The sequence below is a fragment of the Aquabacterium lacunae genome (genome assembly GCF_004310865.1).
In the GTDB taxonomy this organism is placed as follows: Bacteria; Pseudomonadota; Gammaproteobacteria; order Burkholderiales; family Burkholderiaceae_C; genus Aquabacterium; species Aquabacterium lacunae.
Window position 1 is genome coordinate 161,521 of record NZ_SIXI01000006.1, and the last position, 19,765, is coordinate 181,285.

Here is a 19,765-nt window from a genome sequence, read left to right on the forward strand (position 1 = left end):
TGGAGCCCCGGGCAGCCCGCAGAAGTTGCCTGGCAGGCCTTGGCACGGCAGATGGCTGCATGGCTGGCCTCTCGCCAGGTCACGGTGGCCGATGCGGTGGTGCTGTTGCCCCAGATCGCGCTGCTGAACGTGGCACGTCGTGCCTGGGCCGAGGCGGTAGGAGGCTGGGCCCCGCGCTTCGAGACCGTCGGCACGCTGCTGGACAGGCTCCCGCAACATGAAACAGAAAGTGGCGCCGGCACAACGCTCACGCTGGATCCTTGCCTTGATGCGCTGTGGGTCGCTCAACGCCTGCGCGCCGAGCCTGCGGGCCGAGACTGGGCGCGTCGAGACCCCGACGGTTTCGATTTCGGTGTGCAGCGCATGCTGGATGTGGCCCACCGCTGGTTGCAGGCCGCGCTGGCGCTGGACAGCACAGGCCAACAGGCCATGGTCGCGGCCATGGAGGCCTGGCTGAGTGAGGCGCTGAGCCCCTGGCAGCACGCTGACATTCCTGACCCGCGCGCGCGCGAAAAGGTGCTCACAGCCATGGCTTTGTCTTGGGCCATCGAGGCCTTGCCGGCGCTGGCAGCACGCAGGCAGCCACTGTTCGAACACCGCCCCTCGGCGTGGCTGGCCGTGACGGCTGGCGCGCGTGTGCAGCCGGGCAGCGAGTCGTCGCTGATGGTGCGCGTGCTGTCGGTGGCTCACGGGCACGAGGTGCCTGCAGCGTGGGTGCAGGCCACCGTGGCCACCCCTGGCGCACACACGATGCCCAGGCCCTGGCTGGTTCAGGCAGGTGACGGCGAAGAGGAAGCGCGCCTGACGGCCTGGCAGGTGCAGGCCCTGGTGGCCCAGTCGCGCCAGCGAGGCGACGCACGGCCTGTGGCGCTGGTGGCCACCGACCGCATCGTCACGCGCCGGGTTCGGGCTCTGCTGGCCCCACTTGAAAAGGCAGGCCAGCTTCATTTTGCTGACGAAAGTGGCTGGACCTTGTCGACCACGCGTGCGGCATCGGTGGTGACGCGCCTGCTGGGGGCTGCACACCCACGTGCCAGCACCGATGACGTGCTGGACTGGCTGAGCAGTGCCTGGCTGACCGTGCCCGGCGGCGCCGGTGCCGTGGGGGCGCTGGAGCGGCGCTGGCGTCGCCTGGGCGCCTTGCAGCCCTGGCGTGCATTGCCGGAGGTGGAAGGCCAGGCGGCCATGCAGGCGGTTCTGGACTGGGCGCAACAGGTGCTGGCGCCCTTGAAGGGGCTGGCGCGTGTGCCCTTGCACGAAGCGTTGACCGCGTTGAAGCAATCGTTGCTGGCCTGCGGTGCGTGGGCGGCCTTGCTGGACGATGAGGCCGGAAAGGCCGTCATCGCAGCCCTGCGCTTGCCGCTGGACGACGCGTTGCCCGACGACACCCAGCCCACATGGGAACGCCTGGCGGCCACCCACCATGTGGGCCTGCGCGAGCTGGCACGCTGGGTGGATGGCACGCTGGAGGCGCAGACCTTCCGGCCACGCCAGGCCTCACCCGATGTGGACGTGGTGATCACGCCGTTGAGCCGGGCGGTGTTGCGCCCCTGGGCGGGTGTGGTGCTGCCCGGGGCCGACGACGGCATGCTCGGGGCCCGCGGCACCGATGGCTGGCTCAGTCCGGTGCATGCGCAGGCCCTGGGGCTGGGGCATGCAGCCGGACAGCAGGAGGCCCAATGGGAGGCCTTTGCCGTGTTGGCCACCACGCCGCACCTGGTGGCCTTGGCCCGCCACCAGCGCGATGGCGAGCCCGTCGGGCTCAGCCCCTGGCTCACCCGATGGAGCCTGGCCGTGGGCGCTCCCCTGACCGATGTGGGCTGGCCTGCCATGCCGGCGGACATGCCTCACAGCGATTGGGCCTGGCAGGCACCCGCCCCGGTGGCACCGCGCCTGACTGGCGCTGAGTGGGCGCAACCCCCGCGGTCAGCCAGTGCGCCGCCCCTGATGCCCACCGAACTGTCGGCCACCTCGTACGACCGGCTCAGGCAGTGCCCCTATCGGTTCCACGCCTTGAGCGTGCTGGGCCTGCAGTCGCTCGACGAGATCGAAGAGGGGCTCGGTGCACAAGACCTCGGCACCTGGCTGCATGCCGTGTTGCAGCGTTTCCATGAGGGGCGCCCTGCAGAGGCCGCGCCCAGCGATCCGCAGCACGATGTGCAGCGTTGGCTGACCGTGGCCGCTGAGGTGGCGCAGCAGATGGGCCTGGTTCAGGGCGAGGCTGGGGCGTGGTTCTTGCCGCATCAGGCCACGATCACGCGCATGGCTCAGCACTATGTGCACTGGCTGCGCGGGCATGAGGCCGAGGGGTGGTGTGTCGAGGCCACGGAGACCGACCGCGAGGTGGTGTTGCCGCTGGACCGCGGCGACAGCATCCGGATCAGAGGGCGACTGGACCGAATCGACCGGCGGCGCAGTGCAGACGGTGTGGAGCACCTGGTGATGGACTACAAGACGGGCTCGCTGTCTGGCCTGAAGGCACGGGTGGCGCAGCCCCTGGAAGACACGCAACTGGCGGTTTACGCCTTGCTGGCAGCCGACCAGGGTAAAGAGCCTCCTGAGGAACCCAATGCCACCGTGCAGGCCATGTACCTGCGCGTGCACGATCAGGCTTGCACGGCCGTGCTGCACCCCGAGGTGCAGGACACGGCCGGGCAACTGGCGCAGGGTGTCGTGCAGGACATGCAGCGCCTGCGCGATGGTCACCCGCTGTGGGCCTTGGGCGAGGGCAGCGTGTGTGGGTACTGCGAGGTGCGCGGGCTGTGTCGCAAGGACCATGCGCCCCACCGCCCGGAGGTGCAGGCATGAGCGCCGCAGAACAAGCAGGCTACGCCTACCTCGTCAATGGCGCTCGCGTGCCCGATGCCGAGTTCTACCGCTGGGCTTGCAACCCCTCGGTGCCCGTGGTGATCGAGGCCTGTGCCGGCGCAGGCAAGACCTGGATGCTGGTGTCGCGCATCGTGCGGGCTTTGCTGGAGGGGGCCGAGCCGTCGCAGGTGCTGGCCATCACCTTCACGCGCAAGGCCGCCGGCGAAATGCGTGAGCGGCTGCAAAGCCTGCTGCGCGAATTGGCCAGCCTGTCCCACGAAGCGCAGGTTCGTGAACTGGCGCTTCGAGGCTTGTCTGCGGCACAGGCCGAGGCCCTGGCCCCGGGCCTGGCGCCCTTGTACCGGCGGCTGCTGGCGTCGGGTGAGCAGGTGCAGGTCAGCACCATCCACGGCTGGTTCTCGAAGCTGTTGCGGGCGGCCCCCCTGGACACCTTGTCGGCGCTGGGCCTGCCGCCGCAACTCAAGCTGCTGACCGAAGAAGAGGAAGACCCCTGGCCCCGCATCTGGAGCCGCTGGCTGCGCGATCTTCAGCACGATGATGAGGTGCGCCCCGTGTTCATGGCACTGGTGGCCGATGTGGGGCGTTTCAACCTGGAGGCCTGGCTGCAGGCGGCCTTGGCCCAGCGGCTGGAAATCCAGCTGGCCGATGAGGCGGGCACCCTGTGGGGCAGCGTGCCCCCGGCCGATGAGGCCCTGCCCGAGTGGGCGGGTGTGCCTGACCCGGTGGCCTCGGTGCTGCAACCTGCGCGTGAAGCCGAGGTGCAGGCGCTGGCCCGCACCTTGGGTGCGCTGGGGGGCACCTTGGCGCCCGAAGCAGCCAGCACCCTGATCGATGCCTTGCAGGAGACCGATGCCCCTCGCCGTTTCGAGGGCTTGTGCCGTGCGCTGCTGAAAGAAGACGGCACACCTCGCCGCAACATCACCAAAAAGCCCGAGGTGCTGGCCCTGTTGTCGCCCTTGCAGGATTGGCTGTGCAGCATCGTGGAAGCGCAGCGCCAGAACGAATCGTGTCTGCGGCACCAGCGCATGGTGGCGCTGGCGCGTTCGTTGTTCGACACCTACGCCCGCTTCAAGCAGGAAGGCGGCTACATCGACATGGTCGATCTGGAGCGCGGGGCCGACCACCTGCTGCGCGATGAAAGCCTCTCGGCCTGGGTGCAGCAGCGTCTGGACCAGCAACTGCGGCATGTGCTGATGGACGAGTTCCAGGACACCAGCCCACTTCAATGGCGGGCCCTTCGCGAATGGCTGTCGTCCTACGGTGGGGCGGGTGGCGGCGGGCGCATCCAGGTGTTCATCGTGGGCGACCCCAAGCAATCGATCTACCGATTCCGTCGGGCCGAGCCGCGGGTGTTCCAGGCGGCCAAGGCCTTCGTGCAGGAAACCCTGGGTGGCGCCATCCTGGCCTGTGACCACACCCGCCGCAATGCGCAGGGGCTGATCGACGCCCTGAACCGCAGCATGCAGCCATTGGCCGATGCTGGGCGCTTCGCCGGGTTTCGACCGCACACCACGGCTTCGGCTCTTCAGGCCCAGTGGCGCGTGTTGCCCGATGTCATGCGCCCCACCAAGGATGAGCGTGCAGCCGCTCGGGCCCATGGCGTGGACGGATGGCGCGACAGCCTGACCCAGCCCAGGCACGAGCCCGAAGAGGTCTTGCGGGCCCGCGAGGCGGCGCATGTGGCCGACGCCATTGCCGAACTGGTGGTCCAGGGGCGGCAGCCTCAGGACATCTTCGTGCTGGCGCGCAAGCGCCAGAGCCTGCTGTTGGCGGCCGAAGCCCTTGCGGCCCGCGGCATCGCCCATGCAGCACCCAACGACACCTTGCTGGTGGACACGGCGGAAGCCCGCGATCTGCTGGCCGTGTTGCAGGCGGTGGTGAGCCCGGTGCATGACCTGTCGCTGGCCCACGCACTCAAGACCCCAGGGCTCGACGTCGGTGAAGCCGGCCTGCTGGCCCTGGCTGAGCGCGCCCGACAGTGCCATCCTGCGGAGGGCGGTCGATGGTGGGAGGCCCTGCGGGCCGAAGTCGAAGCGCATGACGCGGCCCCCATGCTGGCCTCGCCGCTCCAGGCGCGCCTGGCGCGTGCCTGGTCGCTGCTCAGGGCCTGGCGACGTGACGCGCGCTGGCTGCCGCCGCACGACCTGATGCAGCGCATCGTGGACGACTGCCAGTGGCGCGAGGCCCTGGCCAGCCAGCTCAGCCCACCCCAGTTTCGGCAGGCGATGCTGCACCTGGACGCCATGCTGGCGCAGTCATTGATGCTGAGGGGAGGGCGCGACGCCACCCCCTACCGCTGGCTGCGTGATTTCCGCAAGCTGCAGGCACCGCTCCCACCCGCCGCCGCACGGGAGGCGGTGCAACTGCTGACCATCCATGGCGCCAAGGGCCTGGAGGCCGATGTCGTGTTCCTGATGGACACCGACGGCCAGGCCTCGCGCACGCAGACCTATGGCCTGATGGTGGCCTGGGAACCCGACGAACAGGCCCCCAGCCGTTGCGCTTTCCTGAGCAGTGAGGGCCGACCGCCAGCGTCCATGGCCGACTGGCTGGTGCAGGAAAAGGCCGCCCGTGATTCCGAAGAGTGCAACGCCCTGTACGTGGCCCTGACCCGGGCCCGCGAGATGGTGGTGGTCAGCCGCACGCAACCGGCCCGGGCCCAGCCCGAGGGCAGCTGGTGGCAGACCATGGCCCAGGCCGGACTGGTGGGGCAGGTCGGAGAAGCGGGGCGCTGGCAGCCGCAGCCCGCGCTGGCCAGTGTGCGCCCCGGGCACCCGACGGCTGCCGACGGTTCTGCCCCTGCGGCGCTTGCTCCTGCGGTCGAGCCCAACAGGCTGCCTCTTTGGCCTGCCTTGCCGCCACGGCGGGCCATCGCCGACACAGGCGATGCACCGTCGGCTTCGGTGGCCAGTGCGCCCAGCGTGTCGGGCGAGGGGGGGCTGGGGGATGCCGACCGTGCGCGCCTGGGCAAAGCGGTGCATCGCGTGCTGGAGATGATCACCACGCACCCGGTATCGGCCCGTACGCCGGCCTTCCGCGAGGCCCTGGCCCGCCAGGCCTGGCGCGCGGTCGTGCAGGAAGAGGCCTTGCCCATGCGGCTGACCGACGACGACCTGCAGCGCATCCAGCGGGCGGTGGCCCGGGTGCTGGACCACCCCACCACCGCCCGCTGGTTGGACCCGGCCCAGGTGGGCTGGGCCGCCAACGAGTTGGTGCTGTGGCACCAGGGGCGCCCGGTGCGCATCGACCGCCTGGTGCGTCAGGACAGTGCCAGCGGCCCCACCTGGTGGGTGCTCGATTACAAGCTGGGCGAATCGCCTGAGCGGCTGCAGCGCTACCGCCCTCAGCTGGAGGCCTACCGCGAGGCACTGGCCACCCTGGTGGGCGATGCGCCAGTTCAGATGGCCCTGATCGCCGGGAATGGGGAGTTCATCACCCTGTGAATCAGGGGGGCGAAGCCCCTTGCGCCGCCTGATCGTGACAAATGACCGCCCTTCGGGGGGCTCCTCATCTGTTACAGAGGGTGTCAAGTGGTTTGCAATGGAGGTGCATGAACATCCCCTGACACTCCCATGGCTGCAGTTCCCTCCAGTGCCGGCACTTCCACCCGACGATTCGGGCGGTTCGAGCTGCGCCAGCTCGTCGGGAAGAGCGCAGCCAGCAACACCTGGCTGGCCTTCGACACCGCCTTGCAGGGGGAGGTTCTGCTGTGTGTGCCCCGTGTGGCGCCAGCCAATGCGACCCAACGCGAGAACTGGACCCAGGACCTGCTGTTGGCCTCCCGCCTGAAGCACCCGCGCCTGATCGAGATCGTGGACATGGGTGTTCACGAAGGCTGGCCCTTCGTGGTGCACGAGCGCAAGGGCATGCTCACCCTGTCTGAACGCTTGCAGCCCGGACAAGGTCACCTCACGGTGACCGAGTCGGTCCAGGTCATCATCGACCTCATGGACGGCCTGGCGTATGCCCACGAGGCCGGTGTCAGCCACCGCGATGTGGCGCTGCACAACGTGGTGTTCGACGCCGGCGGCAAGGCCTGCTGGATCGGGCTGTCGGCGGGCATTGCCGCACCGCCGCCGGGGTCGCCACCACCGTTGCCCGGCCGTCAGATGCAGCGCGAACAGTCAGAGCGCGACCTGCTCATGGTGGGCCTGCTGCTGCACCGCCTGCTGGCCGGGCACCCTGCGCTCGACGATGGTGACCTGGGCCACGCGGCCAGCCGGGTCGGACTGGAGATTGTTCGCCTGCCGTTCACTCTGGCCCAGCCCGTGCCAGACACTCTGCGTGCCATCGTGAACCGGGCAACCGATCGCCAGCAGCGTCAGCGTTACCTGAAAGCGCGCACCCTGCTGTCGGCCCTGCAAGGCTGGCTGAAGGCGCACAGCCAGGAAAGCAATGGCCCTCTGGCCCTGTTGATGGACCGCCTGCAAAGCGTGGGGCACTTGCCCAGCCGCGATGAGGACCTTCAGCCCCTGCAGCAGGTGCTGGTGAGCGAAACCTTGCGTGTCGACGACATCGTGGACCGGCTGGTGCTGGACCCCGCCGTGTGCTGGGAGGTGCTGCGCGTGATCAACCACCTGCGCCAGCGCGCCGGGCGCACGGAAGAGTCGATCACCAGCCTCAGCCGCGGCCTGACACTGCTGGGGCAGCAAGGCGTGCGCAAGCTGTGTGCGGGTGTGCGCGCCTGGCCCGGTGCGCTGGGCGCACAAGTCAGCCTGCAGGGTGCGACCACCAGCGCGCAATCGCTCAAGACCTTGTCGGACGAATTGAAGATGTGCTGCATTGGCGGCATCACGGCCCGCTGGCTGCGCCCCTTCAATGTGGGCGACGAAGAGGTGCTGCTGGCTGCCATGGCCCAGCGCCTGGGCAAGTTGCTGATCTACTACCACTTCCCGGACGAAGCCGCGCAGATCCTCAAGCTGATGCAGCCCGGCCCGCCCGCGGAAGAGGGCGGCAAACCCACACCGGGCATGGCGTTCGAAGCGGCCGTGGGGGCGGTTCTGGGCATTCACCCTGATGAACTGACCACCGCCGTCATGAACTACTGGGGGCTGTCAGATGCGCTGGTGCAGGCTGCGCGACCCATCGGCCTGAGCAACGCGCCCCGCAGACCGGAAAACCCGGACGACTGGCTGCGCGTGACCGCCTCACTGGCCAATGAGCTGTGTCTGCTGATCGGTCAACCCCATCAGCGCCAGGCGGCCTTGCTGCAACACATCCTGGGACGGTACGCGCGCCCCGCCGCTGTGACGCAGCAGGAGGTGCTGGATGCCCTGAACCGGGCCGTGGAGCGGGTAGAGCCCGCCTGGAAGGCCGGGGTCATGCCAGCCCGAAGTGCATCGCGTTCGGCGGAGCCCGCTGTGGCCCGAGGTTGACCATTGGGCGCGGCACGAGCCCCGTGCGGCCGCGCTTCAGCCGCGTTTCAGCCGCGAAGTGCGCGAGCGCAATCGGTGACCAGGCCCGGGCCCCGGTAGATCAGGCCCGTGTAGATCTGCACCAGGTCGGCACCGGCGTCGCGCTTGGCGCGGGCATCGGCACCGCTCATCACGCCACCCACCCCGATGATGGGATAGCGAGGTCCCAGGGCCGCACGCAGCTGGCGGATCACCTGGTTGCTGGCCTCGAACACGGGCTTGCCGCTCAGGCCGCCCATTTCCTCGGCATGGGGCATGCCCTTGACAGCCTCGCGCGAGATGGTGGTGTTGGTGGCGATCACGCCGTCGATGCCGTTTTTCTGCAGCGTGGCCGCGATCACGCCCACCTGGGTTTCGTCCAGGTCGGGGGCGATCTTCACGAACATGGGCACGGTGCGGCCGTGTTGCTGGATCAGCTGCTGCCGGCGCTCTTGCAGGCGGCCCAGCAGGTCGTCCAGGGCCTCGTCGCTTTGCAGGGCGCGCAGGTTCTTGGTGTTCGGGCTGGAGATGTTGACCGTGATGTAGTCGGCATGGGGGAACACGCCATCCAGGCAGATCAGGTAGTCGTCCACCGCGTTCTCGATGGGCGTGGCGGCGTTCTTGCCGATGTTCAGGCCCAGGATGCCGCCGTTCTGGCGAAAGCGCGCGCGCTTGACGTTGGCCAGGAAGCTGTCGAGGCCTTCGTTGTTGAAGCCCAGGCGGTTGATCAGGGCGTCGGCCTGCGGCAGGCGGAACATGCGCGGCTTGGGGTTGCCCGGTTGCGCCTTGGGCGTCACGGTGCCCACTTCCACGAAGCCAAAGCCCATGGCCCCCAGGCCGTCGATCACGCGACCGTTCTTGTCCAGCCCCGCGGCCATGCCGATGCGGTTCGCGAACTTCAGGCCCGCCACCTCCACCGGGTCGTCCACGCGGTTGGCGGCCCACAGGCAGGCCAGGGGCGTGTTCTGGAACGCGGCCAGCGCGTTCATGGTCAGTTCGTGGGCGGCTTCCGGGTCCATGTTGAACAGGACCGCTTTGGGAAGGGCGTAGGGAATGAAGGCCATGGTGGGTGAAAAGGCGCACCACCCAAGGGGCGAAGGCGCAGATCAGAACGTGAACCCACCATTGTCGCTCAAAGGCCCTGGGCTGTCGCCCCCATGCCTGTGGCAAACTGCGCCGCCTCAGCCTCACCCCAACCGAGACAGGGCCACGCTTTGGACAAGATCCTGATGCAACTGGCGGCCGAACTGAAGGTCCGCCCCGCTCAAGTGAATGCAGCCGTGCAGCTGCTCGATGGGGGCGCCACCGTGCCCTTCATCGCCCGCTACCGCAAAGAGGCCACCGACGGCCTGGACGACACCCAACTGCGCGAGCTGGAGGCCCGCCTGGCCTACCTGCGCGAGCTGGAAGACCGCCGCGCCGCCGTGCTCAAGAGCATCGACGAGCAGGGCAAGCTCACGCCCGAGTTGCGTGCCGCCATCGAGGTGGTGCCCACCAAGCAGGAACTGGAAGACCTGTACCTGCCCTACAAGCCCAAGCGCCGCACCAAGGGCATGATCGCCCGCGAGGCTGGCCTGGAGCCCCTGGCCGACAAGCTGTTCGCCGACCCCAGCCTCGACCCGCAGGCCGAAGCCACAGGCTTCATCCATGCCGAAGGCGGCTTTGCCGACACCTTCGCCGTGCTGGATGGCGTTCGCGATTTGTTGTCCGAACGCTGGGCCGAAGACCCGTCCCTGTTGGGCAAGATGCGCGACTGGCTGTGGCAGGAGGGCCTGTTCAAGTCCAAGCTGATGGATGGCAAGGACGAGCACAACCCCGACGTGGCCAAGTTCCGTGATTACTTCGACTACGACGAGCCCATCGGCCGCGTGCCTTCGCACCGCGCACTGGCCGTGTTCCGCGGCCGCACACTCGAAATCCTGGACGCCAAGCTGGCGCTCGATGAAGAGCCCGTGCCGGGCCAGCCCTCGCTGGCCGAAGGCCGCATCGCGGTGCACCTGGGCTGGAGCCACAAGAAGCGCCCCAGTGACGACCTGATCCGCAAGACCATCGCATGGACCTGGAAGGTCAAGCTCAGCCTGAGCCTGGAGCGCGACCTGTTCACCCGCCTGCGCGAATCGGCCGAAGCCACCGCCATCAAGGTGTTCGCCGAAAACCTGCGCGACCTGCTGCTGGCCGCCCCGGCTGGCAAGCGCGTGGTCATGGGCCTGGACCCGGGCATCCGCACGGGCGTGAAGGTGGCTGTGGTGAGCGACACCGGCAAGGTGCTGGACACCCACACTGTGTTCCCGCACGAGCCCCGCAAAGACTGGGAGGGCTCGATCCACACCCTGGGCCGCTTGTGCGCTGCCCATGGCGTGAACCTGATCGCCATTGGCAACGGCACCGCCAGCCGCGAAACCGACAAGCTGGCCGGCGACCTGATCAAGCGCATCCAGCAGATGGCGCCGGGCACCCCCATCGAGAAGGTCGTGGTCAGTGAAGCTGGCGCCTCGGTGTACTCGGCCTCCGAGTTCGCCAGCAAGGAGTTGCCCGAGCTGGACGTGAGCCTGCGGGGTGCAGTGTCCATCGCGCGCCGCCTGCAAGACCCGCTGGCTGAACTGGTGAAGATCGACCCCAAGAGCATCGGCGTGGGACAGTACCAGCACGACGTCAACCAGAGCGAGCTGGCCCGCACGCTCGATGCCGTGGTCGAAGACTGTGTGAACGGCGTGGGCGTGGACCTCAACACCGCCTCGGCGCCGCTGCTGTCGCGCGTGTCGGGCCTGAGCGCCGCGGTGGCCAACAGCATCGTGCGCTGGCGCGATGCCAACGGCGCCTTCCGCAGCCGCAAGCAGCTGCTGGATGTGGCCGGCCTGGGGCCCAAGACCTTCGAGCAGGCGGCTGGCTTCCTGCGCATCCGTGGGGGTGACAACCCGCTGGATGTGTCGGGCGTGCACCCCGAAACCTACCCCGTGGTCGAGAAGATGCTGGCCCACACCGGCAAGCAGATCACTGACCTGATCGGCAAGAGCGACGTGCTGCGCAGCCTCAAGCCCGAGCTGTTCGCCGACGACAAGTTCGGCGTCATCACGGTCAAGGACATCATCGCCGAGCTGGAAAAGCCCGGCCGTGACCCGCGCCCCGATTTCAAGGTGGCCCGCTTCAACGAGGGCGTCGAAGACCTCAAGGACCTGAAAGAAGGCATGGTGCTGGAAGGCACCGTGAGCAACGTGGCCCAGTTCGGTGCCTTTGTCGATCTGGGCGTGCACCAGGACGGCCTGGTGCACGTGAGCCAGCTGGCCCACAAGTTCGTCAGCGATGCCCGCGAGGTGGTCAAGACCGGCGACATCGTCAAGGTGAAGGTGCTGGAGGTTGACCTGGCCCGCCAGCGCATCTCGCTGACCATGAAGCTGGACGCCAGCACGGGTAAGGCCGCATCGGCCGAGCGGGGCAACAATTTCAAGCCCGCAGGTCGCAACGAACGCATGCCCAGCCGTGGCGGTGCCCAGGGTTCCGGACAAGCACCCGCAGGGCAGTCGGCCATGGCCGCCGCATTTGCCAAACTGCAAGGCAAACGCTGATACTGCGGCGCCTATGAAGGCGCTTCACATCCACGCCGGGGCCCAGGCCCTGGCGCACCTCCAGCGGCAGGGCTTGCAGCCGCACGACATCCAGATGATCCCGGCCGCTGCCGGTGGCCCCAAGGGCCTCATCCTCAGCCACCTCGACCGTGACCTCTTCGGGCGCTGGCTGCCCCAGGCCCCGGCCGAGCACGAGGTGCACCTGGTGGGCGCGTCCATCGGGGCCTGGCGCATGGGCGCGGCCCTGATGCCCGACCCCGTGCAGGCCTTCGAGCGACTGGCCCATGACTACATCCACCAGGACTACCCGGTCGAGCCGGGGGCCAAGGCCCCCACGCCCACGGCCGTGAGCCAGGGCTTTGCGCAGGCCCTGCATGAGTTCTTTGGTGAACACCTGCCGGCCATGCTGAGCCACCCACGCTGGCACCTGCATGTGGTCACCTCACGTGGCATGCGCTGGCTGCAACAGGGGGCGCCGTGGGGCACGCGCATGGGCTTTGCGGCGCTCACACTGGGCAACTTCGTGAGCCGGCAGTGGGTGGGCCAGTGGCTGCAGCGCGTGGTGTTTTCCACCGTGCCCTTGCCCCTGCGCCTGAACGACCTGCCCACGGCAGGCACAGCACTCACGCCCGAGAACTTCACCGAGGCCGTGCGCGCGTCGTGCTCCATCCCCTTCTGGCTTGATCCGGTGTGCGACATCCCGGGAGCGCCTCGTGGCGCCCACTGGGACGGCGGTCTGGTCGATTACCACTTCCACTGGCCCTACTCGCAGCTGCAGGGCCTGGCCCTGTACCCGCATTTCCAGCGGCAGGTGATTCCTGGCTGGCTGGACAAGATGGTCAAGTGGCGCCACGGGCCCACGCCAGCGCTCGGCCGCCTGATCGTGCTGGCGCCCAACCCGGCCTGGGTGGCCACGCTGCCGAACGGCAAGCTGCCCGACCGCAACGATTTCACCGGCCTGAGCACACCCCAGCGCCATCGCGACTGGCAACGTGCCGTGGCAGAAGCCGAACGCCTGGCCGACGAATGGCGCGAGTGGTTGTTGCGCGGCTGCCCTGCACACGAGGTTCAGCCCCTGTAAACTAAAACGCATGCCTTCTTCCGCAGACAGCCTGCTGATCATCGCGCTGCTGGTGGCGCTCAGTGCGTTGTTTTCCATGGCCGAGATGTCGGTCGCGGCTTCGCGCCGCCTGAAACTGCGCCAGCTGCTCGACCAGGGCGATCGCCGGGCCCAGGAAGTCATCAAGGTACAAGACGAACCCGGTGACTTCTTCACCGTCATCCAGATCGGGCAAAACACCGTGGCCATCCTGGCCGGCCTGGTGGGTGAAGATGCTTTTGCTCCCGCCGTGTCCGAGCTCATGACCTGGCTGCAGCTGCCGCCCGACACGGCCCGCACCGTGGCCGGGGTGGTCTCTTTCCTGATGGTCACCAGCGTGTTCATCCTGCTGTCTGACCTGCTGCCCAAGCGCGTGGGCATGACCGCCCCCGAGCGCGTGGCCCTGTACGTGGTAGGGCCCATGCGCTACCTGGCCACGGTGTTCAAGCCCGTGGTGTGGCTGTTCAAGCGCATCACCGACCTGCTCTGCACCGTGCTGGGCCTGCCTGAGCGCCGTGACGACCGCGTCACACCCGACGACATCCTGGCCATGGCCCAGGCCGGGGCCGATGCCGGCGTGCTGGCCCGCCCCGAGCACGAAGTGATCGAAAACGTGATCGAACTGGACACCCGGGTGGTGACGTCGTCCATGACCGCACGCGACCACGTGGTGCACTTCCTGATCGACGACAGCGAGGTGCTCATCCGTGCCCGCATCGACCAGTACCCGCACTCTACTTACCTGGTCTGCGAGGGCAGCATCGACCATGTGCTGGGCTATGTCGACTCGAAGAACCTGCTGCGCCGCCTGCTCAACAACGAGCCCATCTCGCTGAAAGCCGAGGGCCTGGTGCAGAAGGTGCTGATGGTGCCCGACCGGCTCACCCTGTCGGAGGTGCTGGCCCAGTTCCGGCAGGCCCATGAAGACTTTGCCGTCATCGTGAACGAGTACGGGCTGGTAGTGGGCATCATCACCATCAACGACGTGATGAACACCGTGATGGGGCAACTGGTTTCGCCGCTCGATGAAGAGCAGATCGTGCAGCGTGATGCCGATTCCTGGCTGATCGACGGCATGACGCCCATTCCCGATGTGCTGCGCGCCCTCAGCCTCGACGACTTGCCCGATTCCACCGAATACGAGACCCTGGCCGGCTTCCTCATGGTGAGTTTGCGCCGGGTGCCCCGCCGCACCGACGCGGTGGAGTGGGGCGGTTACCGCTTCGAAGTGATGGACGTGGACGCCCACAAGATCGATCAGGTCATGGTCACGCGCGTGCAGCCCAGGCCCGCCGAGGCTTGAGGGGCGTCAGCGAGGTCAGCGCGCACCGATCGTGCAGGCTCAGGCGCTGCGCCTGCCCATCTGCCGAGGGGCCGCAATGCACGAAGCGCCAGTCGGCGGTGCCGATGGCCCAGCGCTCAGGCTGGGCTTTCAGCGGGCCGACCGTCATGCGCAAGACGCTGCCCCACTGGTAGGGCCAGAAGAAGGGCCGGTCGCTGGCCAGGCCGAAGCACAGGTCACCCAGTGAATAAGCCACCAGCTTCTTCACACCCGGCGAGCCAGCCGAGGGCGCGACCACCTGCAAGGGTTGGGGCATGTGGCTGTGGTGGGCCACGATGGCGTCCACCGCGTCCAGCCACTGCGAAGCGCGCTCGACCAGCGAGGCTCGCGGATAGGCCTCGAGCTCGTAGCCCCAGTGCGGAAAGGCGATGTTCAGGGCGCCGGGCTTCACCAGCGGGCCCGGTTCGGTCAGCCAGGCCAGGTGACGGCCTTCTCGGTTGCTCCACTCCGTGCCCGTGATGAGCCGCACCATGGGGTGCAGGTCGTGGATGGGGCTGCTGCGCACGCCGAAGTGGCGAAAGCCCCGTTGCGACAACAGCGCCATGCAGGCCTGGCAAGCGGCTTCGCCGTAATCGCCCATGTGGTTGTTGGCCAATGACAGCACCAGACGCTCGGCCGGGGCCAGCGCCTGCACATCGTCCAGGATGCGCGGCGTGTGCTTCTGGTCGGGTGCGATCTGTGGCGCGTCGGTGATCACGCCTTCGAAGTTCAGCACCACGTGGTCGCAGGCGGCGAAGAACGCCTGCACGGCCTCGTCCACCACCAGCGGCTTGTCGAACATCGACATCACGTCACCGCCAAAACCCAGGGTCAGGGCGGGCGTGATGTCATTGAGCGCCAGGTGCTGCGGCCCCCAGGCCAGCCCGGTGGGGTTGGCAAAGCTGGGCCCGACCAGGTTGCGCCACAGCACCCCCACCGCCTCGCGGGGCGGGTAGGGGCGCGAAGTGAACGGGCGCAGCCAGAGAGGGGTCTTCAAGGACAGTGCCGCAGCAGGCTCACATCGACTGCTCGAGCAGTTCGCGGTAGTCCTGCGCCGTGGCGATGCGTGGGTTGGTCTTGTGGCAATGGTCGGCCAGGGCGCCGGTCACCACGCGTTCAAACCATTCGCGCTGCACGCCCAGCTCGGCCAGGCCCTTGGGCAGGCCGAGGCGAGCGTTCATGTCGCGGATGGCTTCGGGGATGTCGTTGGCCGAGGCCAGACCCATGGCATGGGCCATGCGCGCCAGGCGGCGATCCTTCTTCATGCTTTCGGCCTCGGCATTGAAACGGATCACGGCCGGCAGGAACATGGCGTTCAGGGTGCCGTGGTGCAGCTTGGGGTTCACGCCGCCCAGGCTGTGGCTCAGGCTGTGCACGGCGCCCAGGCCCTTCTGGAAGGCCATGGCGCCCTGCATCGAGGCGCTCATCATGTTCATGCGGGCTTCGCGGTCGGCGCCATCCCGGGTGGCGCGCTCGATGTGGGCCCAGGCGCGCTCCAGGCCGTCGAGCGCGATGCCGTCGGCCGGCGGGTTGAAGGCCGGCGCCATGAAGGTTTCCATGCAATGGGCGATGGCGTCCATGCCGGTGGCGGCTGTGAGGGCAGGGGGCAGGCCCAGCGTGAGTTCCGGGTCGCAGATGGCGGCCTTGGGCATCAGGTTCCACGAGTGGAAACCCAGCTTGCGGCCGTCGTCGACGATGATGATGGCGCCACGCGCCACTTCCGAACCGGTGCCTGCCGTGGTGGGCACCGCGATCAGGGGGGCGGCGCGGTCGGTGATGCGGGGCGAGCCGCCTTCGATCGTGGCGTAGGTGGTCAAGGGCCCCTCGTGGGTGGCCATGATGGCCAGGCCCTTGGCCAGGTCGATGCTGGAGCCACCGCCCACCGCAATCAGGCCGTCACAACCCGCCGTCTTCCACACCTCGTGGGCGGCGCGCACTGAGGCTTCGGTGGGGTTGGGGGGCGTCTGGTCGAACACCGTCACGGGCAGGTCGGTCAGGGCGTCGAGGGCGCGCTGCAGCACCCCTGCGGCCTTCACGCCGGCGTCGGTCACGATCAGTGGGCGCTGGATGCCGATGCGCTGACATTCGGCTGTCAGCAGTTGCACTGCGCCGAAGTCAAGCTGGATCTGGGTCAGGTAGAGGATGGTCGCCATGGTGTCTCGTCGGTGGGGCGGGCAGTTGACTGGGGCCCGACCTGTGCACTCTAACGGCCCATCTTAGGGCTTCCCCTCAGTGAAACCCCGGCTGGATCCCGCGTGGCAGAACGACCGTTCGTTTTAGATCAAACAGTCTAATGAAACGACTTGTCGCAGGAAACGAATGCAATACCATACGCTCCGATTCTGAAACGGGCGTTTGAAACGTCTGTAGGAGCCTCCATTCACATGCCCGCAGCCAGCCCGCGCCTGTCACCGCAAGCCACCAAGACCCGCATCCTGGATGCGGCGGAGGCCTTGTTCATTGGTGGCGGCTTTGAATCGCTGTCGATGCGTCAGATCACCAGCGCAGCGGGCGTGAACCTGGCAGCTGTGAACTACCACTTCGGCAGCAAGGACGCCTTGATCCAGGCTGTGCTGGCCCGCCAGCTCGATCCGCTGAACGACCAGCGTGTGGCCTTGCTGGACAAATTCGAAGCCGAGCAGGGCGAGCGCCTGACCTGCGAACACGTGCTGGCCGCCATGTTCCTGCCTGCTGTGCGGATGTTCCGGGGCGATTCTGCCCAAAGTGGCCGCTATTTGCAGTTCCTGGGGCGCGCCTACACCGATCCTTCCCCCGTGGTTCGTGATTTCATCAACACGCACTACATCCAGAGCCTGGGGCGTTTCTTCTTTGCCTTCCAGCGCACGCTGCCAGACCTCGACCGCGCCGACCTGGGCTTTCGGCTGCATTTCGCGCTGGGTGCCCTGTCGGGCGTGCTGGCGGGTGGCAACACCCAGCGCCTGATCCGTGACTTCACCCAGGGGCACACCGACGAGGTGTTCCTGCTGTCTCGCTTGTCCACCCTGATGGTGGCGGCCTTGCGTGCGCCGTTGCCCACGCCCGAGAAAACCAACATCTTCAGCGACATCGTGCGTGCGCACGATGCATCCGAGGCCGCCGCCCAGCCCGCTGGCGGCGAAGGGGTGGCCCATGCCTGAGCTGAATCCCGCTTGTACCGCCGAAGCACCTGTCAGGTGTTTCACATGTCCCACCGACCTGCACTGACTGTTCACGCACACAGGTCTCCACGAAGTAGAAAGAGCCCGCATGAAAGACGGATACCTTGATTTCGCCAACTCGCCCATGGGCGCCAAGCTGGTCAATGCCCTGGGTCTGCCGAAGCCCCTGCCGCTGGAGCGCTACAAGGCGGGTGACCCTGTCGTGAAGGGCACCGTGCTGGTGGGCGGCAGCGTCGACGCGCAACTGCTGGAATCGCTGGCGGGCTTCTTCAAGGGCATGGGCGTGCAGACTGCCGCCCACGACCGCCTGCCGCAATGGGTGTCGGTGGCCAACAAGGCCGGCCTGACCACCGGCCGCTGGGGCGGCAACGGCAAGCCGGGCGAGAAGGTCAAGGCCCTGGTGTTCGATGCCACCGGCCTGAGCGACAGCACCCAGACCGACGCCCTGTACTGGTTCTTCCACGACACCGCCCGCTCGTTGCTGCCCTGTGCACGCGTGGTCGTGATCGGCCGCCCGCCCGAAGAATGCAGCTCGCCCCGCAAGGCCACCGTGCAGCGCTCGCTGGAAGGCCTGACCCGCTCGCTGGGCAAGGAACTCAAGAAGGGCTCGAACGCCCAGCTGGTGTACGTGTCCGAAGGCGCCGAAGGCAACATCGAATCGACCCTGCGCTTCCTGCTGTCGGCCCGTTCGACCTATGTGTCGGCCCAGGTCATTCGCGTGGGCAAGCCCGTGGGCGAGCTGGTCAAGCCGGCCGACTGGGCCAAGCCCTTGACCGGCAAAAAAGTGCTGGTGACAGGCGCTTCGCGCGGCATCGGTGCCGCCATCGCCGAGACCATGGCCCGTGACGGCGCCCAGGTCATCGTGCTGGACGTGCCTCAGGCGCTGGCTGGCGCCGAAGAAGTCGCCAAGAAGATCGGTGGCAAGGCCATGGGCCTGGACATCGGCGCTGCTGATGCCCCCCAGAAGCTGGTCGAGGCCGCCAAGGCCGACGGTGGCTGGGACGTGATCGTGCACAACGCCGGCATCACCCGCGACAAGACCATTGCCAACATGAAGGAACAGATCTGGCAACTGGTCGTGAACGTGAACCTGTCGACCCAGGAGCGCATCAACGACGCCATGGTGGAAACCGGCGCCCTGAAGTCGGGTGGCCGCATCGTGTGCGTGTCGTCGATCTCGGGCATCTCGGGCAACATGGGCCAGACCAACTACGCCGTCTCCAAGGCGGGTGTGATCGGCATGGTGCAGGCCAACGCGCCCATCTACGCGCAAAAGGGCATCACCATCAACGCCGTGGCCCCGGGCTTCATCGAAACCCAGATGACCGCCGCCATCCCCTTCACCATCCGTGAAGCCGGCCGTCGCATGAACTCCATGAGCCAGGGCGGTCAGCCTGTGGACGTGGCCGAAGCCATCTGCTGGTACGCCAGCCCGGCTTCCAGTGGCGTCAACGCCAACGTCATCCGCGTGTGTGGTCAGAGCCTGATCGGCGCCTGATCGGTTCAACCATCTGCTCGCCCCGGTCATGAAGATCATCGAAGTCAAGAAGATCCCCAACCCGGTCACGCTGAACCTCAGCGTGGTCCGCCCGGGGACCAAGATCAAGGCCGTCGAGGCACTGCCCAAGATCACCTACGTGCGTCCGCGCGTGGTGGTCGACGCCAAGAAAGTCGCGGCCTATTCCAAGGTCTGCGGCTTCAGCAAGGCGCATGGCGTGCCCATGTTGTTCGTGCACATCGAGGCCTTCCCCCTGGCCATGATGCTGTTCGGCAACAAGGCCTTCCCGTGGCCGGGCATGGGCCTGGTTCACCTGGCCAACCAGGCCAAGCTGCTCAAGCGCATCAACGTCGGTGACGTGCTGCGCATTGAAATGGAAACCGGTGAACTGCTGGCCCATGACAAGGGCCAGGCCTTCAACCTCTACGCCCGGGCCATCCGCGGCAACGAGGTGGTCTGGGAAAGCACCTGGACGCTGCTGCGCCTGGGGGTCAAAAACCCCAAGGGCCAGAAGTACACCAGCGTGCTGGGCGAAGACACGGCCTTGTCGCACCAGGCCGACTTCTTTGCTGCAGCCGGCATCGGTCGTTCGTACGGCCTGGCATCGGGCGACGTGAACCCCATTCACCTGTTTGCCATCACGGCCAAGTTCCTGGGCTTCAAGAAGGCCATCGCGCACGGCATGTGGACCAAGGCCAAGGCCTTGTCGCTGCTGATGCCGCGTGAAGACGTGGACCAGGCGGAAGTGGTGGTCGAGTTCAAGACCCCACTGTTCTTGCCAGCCAAAGCCTCGCTGTGGACAGCGCGCCAGGAAAACGGCGCACTGTTCGAAGTTCGCAATGCCAAGGGTGACAAGCCCCATCTGAAGGGCCGCGTGACCTACTGAGTCGCGTCGCATCACCCC

12 protein-coding genes are annotated in these 19,765 nt (G+C 67.5%); 9 read left to right on the forward strand and 3 right to left on the reverse strand.

What is annotated here, in order from left to right:
* Positions 1-51 precede the first annotated feature (51 nt).
* The 3 genes from EYS42_RS14425 to EYS42_RS14435 all read left to right on the forward strand — a co-directional run bounded on the left by EYS42_RS14425 (position 52) and on the right by EYS42_RS14435 (position 8,204).
* Entirely contained in the window at positions 52-2,808 is a 2,757-nt protein-coding gene (locus EYS42_RS14425) for a PD-(D/E)XK nuclease family protein (RefSeq protein WP_165456797.1), read from the forward strand.
* Positions 2,805-6,272, forward strand: coding sequence for a UvrD-helicase domain-containing protein (locus tag EYS42_RS14430; protein ID WP_130968896.1), 3,468 nt, complete (start codon positions 2,805-2,807; stop codon positions 6,270-6,272). The genes EYS42_RS14425 and EYS42_RS14430 overlap by 4 nt, the downstream gene beginning before the upstream one ends.
* 129 nt (positions 6,273-6,401) lie before the next feature.
* Positions 6,402-8,204, forward strand: a complete 1,803-nt coding sequence (locus EYS42_RS14435; RefSeq protein WP_130968897.1) for an HDOD domain-containing protein — start codon at positions 6,402-6,404, stop codon at positions 8,202-8,204.
* Positions 8,205-8,251: 47 nt separating this feature from the next.
* Here the strand turns inward: EYS42_RS14435 and EYS42_RS14440 are convergent, their stop codons facing one another.
* On the reverse strand, positions 8,252-9,286 hold the full coding sequence (locus EYS42_RS14440; protein WP_130968898.1) for a quinone-dependent dihydroorotate dehydrogenase: 1,035 nt from the start codon (positions 9,284-9,286) through the stop codon (positions 8,252-8,254).
* A gap of 150 nt (positions 9,287-9,436) precedes the next feature.
* Between EYS42_RS14440 and EYS42_RS14445 the strand changes: the two genes are divergently transcribed.
* From EYS42_RS14445 to paeA, 3 genes are read left to right on the forward strand one after another with little or no spacing between them, the layout of a single operon-like run.
* Positions 9,437-11,785: a Tex family protein gene (locus EYS42_RS14445; RefSeq protein WP_130968899.1), complete on the forward strand. Its 2,349-nt coding sequence runs from the start codon at positions 9,437-9,439 to the stop codon at positions 11,783-11,785.
* A gap of 13 nt (positions 11,786-11,798) precedes the next feature.
* On the forward strand, positions 11,799-12,866 hold the full coding sequence (locus EYS42_RS14450) for a patatin-like phospholipase domain-containing protein (protein WP_130968900.1): 1,068 nt from the start codon (positions 11,799-11,801) through the stop codon (positions 12,864-12,866).
* Positions 12,867-12,876: 10 nt separating this feature from the next.
* Positions 12,877-14,187, forward strand: coding sequence for a polyamine export protein PaeA (paeA, locus tag EYS42_RS14455; protein WP_130968901.1), 1,311 nt, complete (start codon positions 12,877-12,879; stop codon positions 14,185-14,187).
* On the opposite strand, the gene EYS42_RS14460 is transcribed toward paeA, so the two are convergent.
* Positions 14,153-15,202: a CapA family protein gene (locus EYS42_RS14460; protein WP_130968902.1), complete on the reverse strand. Its 1,050-nt coding sequence runs from the start codon at positions 15,200-15,202 to the stop codon at positions 14,153-14,155. The genes paeA and EYS42_RS14460 overlap by 35 nt on opposite strands.
* A gap of 19 nt (positions 15,203-15,221) precedes the next feature.
* Complete coding sequence (gene gbd / locus EYS42_RS14465; protein WP_130968903.1) at positions 15,222-16,358, reverse strand: 4-hydroxybutyrate dehydrogenase; 1,137 nt, start codon at positions 16,356-16,358, stop codon at positions 15,222-15,224.
* 231 nt (positions 16,359-16,589) lie between these two features.
* Here gbd and EYS42_RS14470 point away from each other — a divergent pair, with 231 nt between their 5' ends.
* From EYS42_RS14470 to EYS42_RS14480, 3 genes are all read left to right on the forward strand, one after another.
* Complete coding sequence (locus tag EYS42_RS14470) at positions 16,590-17,342, forward strand: TetR/AcrR family transcriptional regulator (RefSeq protein WP_130968904.1); 753 nt, start codon at positions 16,590-16,592, stop codon at positions 17,340-17,342.
* Between the two features lie 109 nt (positions 17,343-17,451).
* The gene (locus EYS42_RS14475; RefSeq protein WP_130968905.1) at positions 17,452-18,861 is read left to right on the forward strand and encodes a 3-oxoacyl-ACP reductase; all 1,410 of its coding nucleotides are present in this window, start codon (positions 17,452-17,454) and stop codon (positions 18,859-18,861) included.
* Between the two features lie 28 nt (positions 18,862-18,889).
* Entirely contained in the window at positions 18,890-19,747 is an 858-nt protein-coding gene (locus tag EYS42_RS14480) for a MaoC/PaaZ C-terminal domain-containing protein (protein ID WP_130968906.1), read from the forward strand.
* Positions 19,748-19,765: the final 18 nt, after the last annotated feature.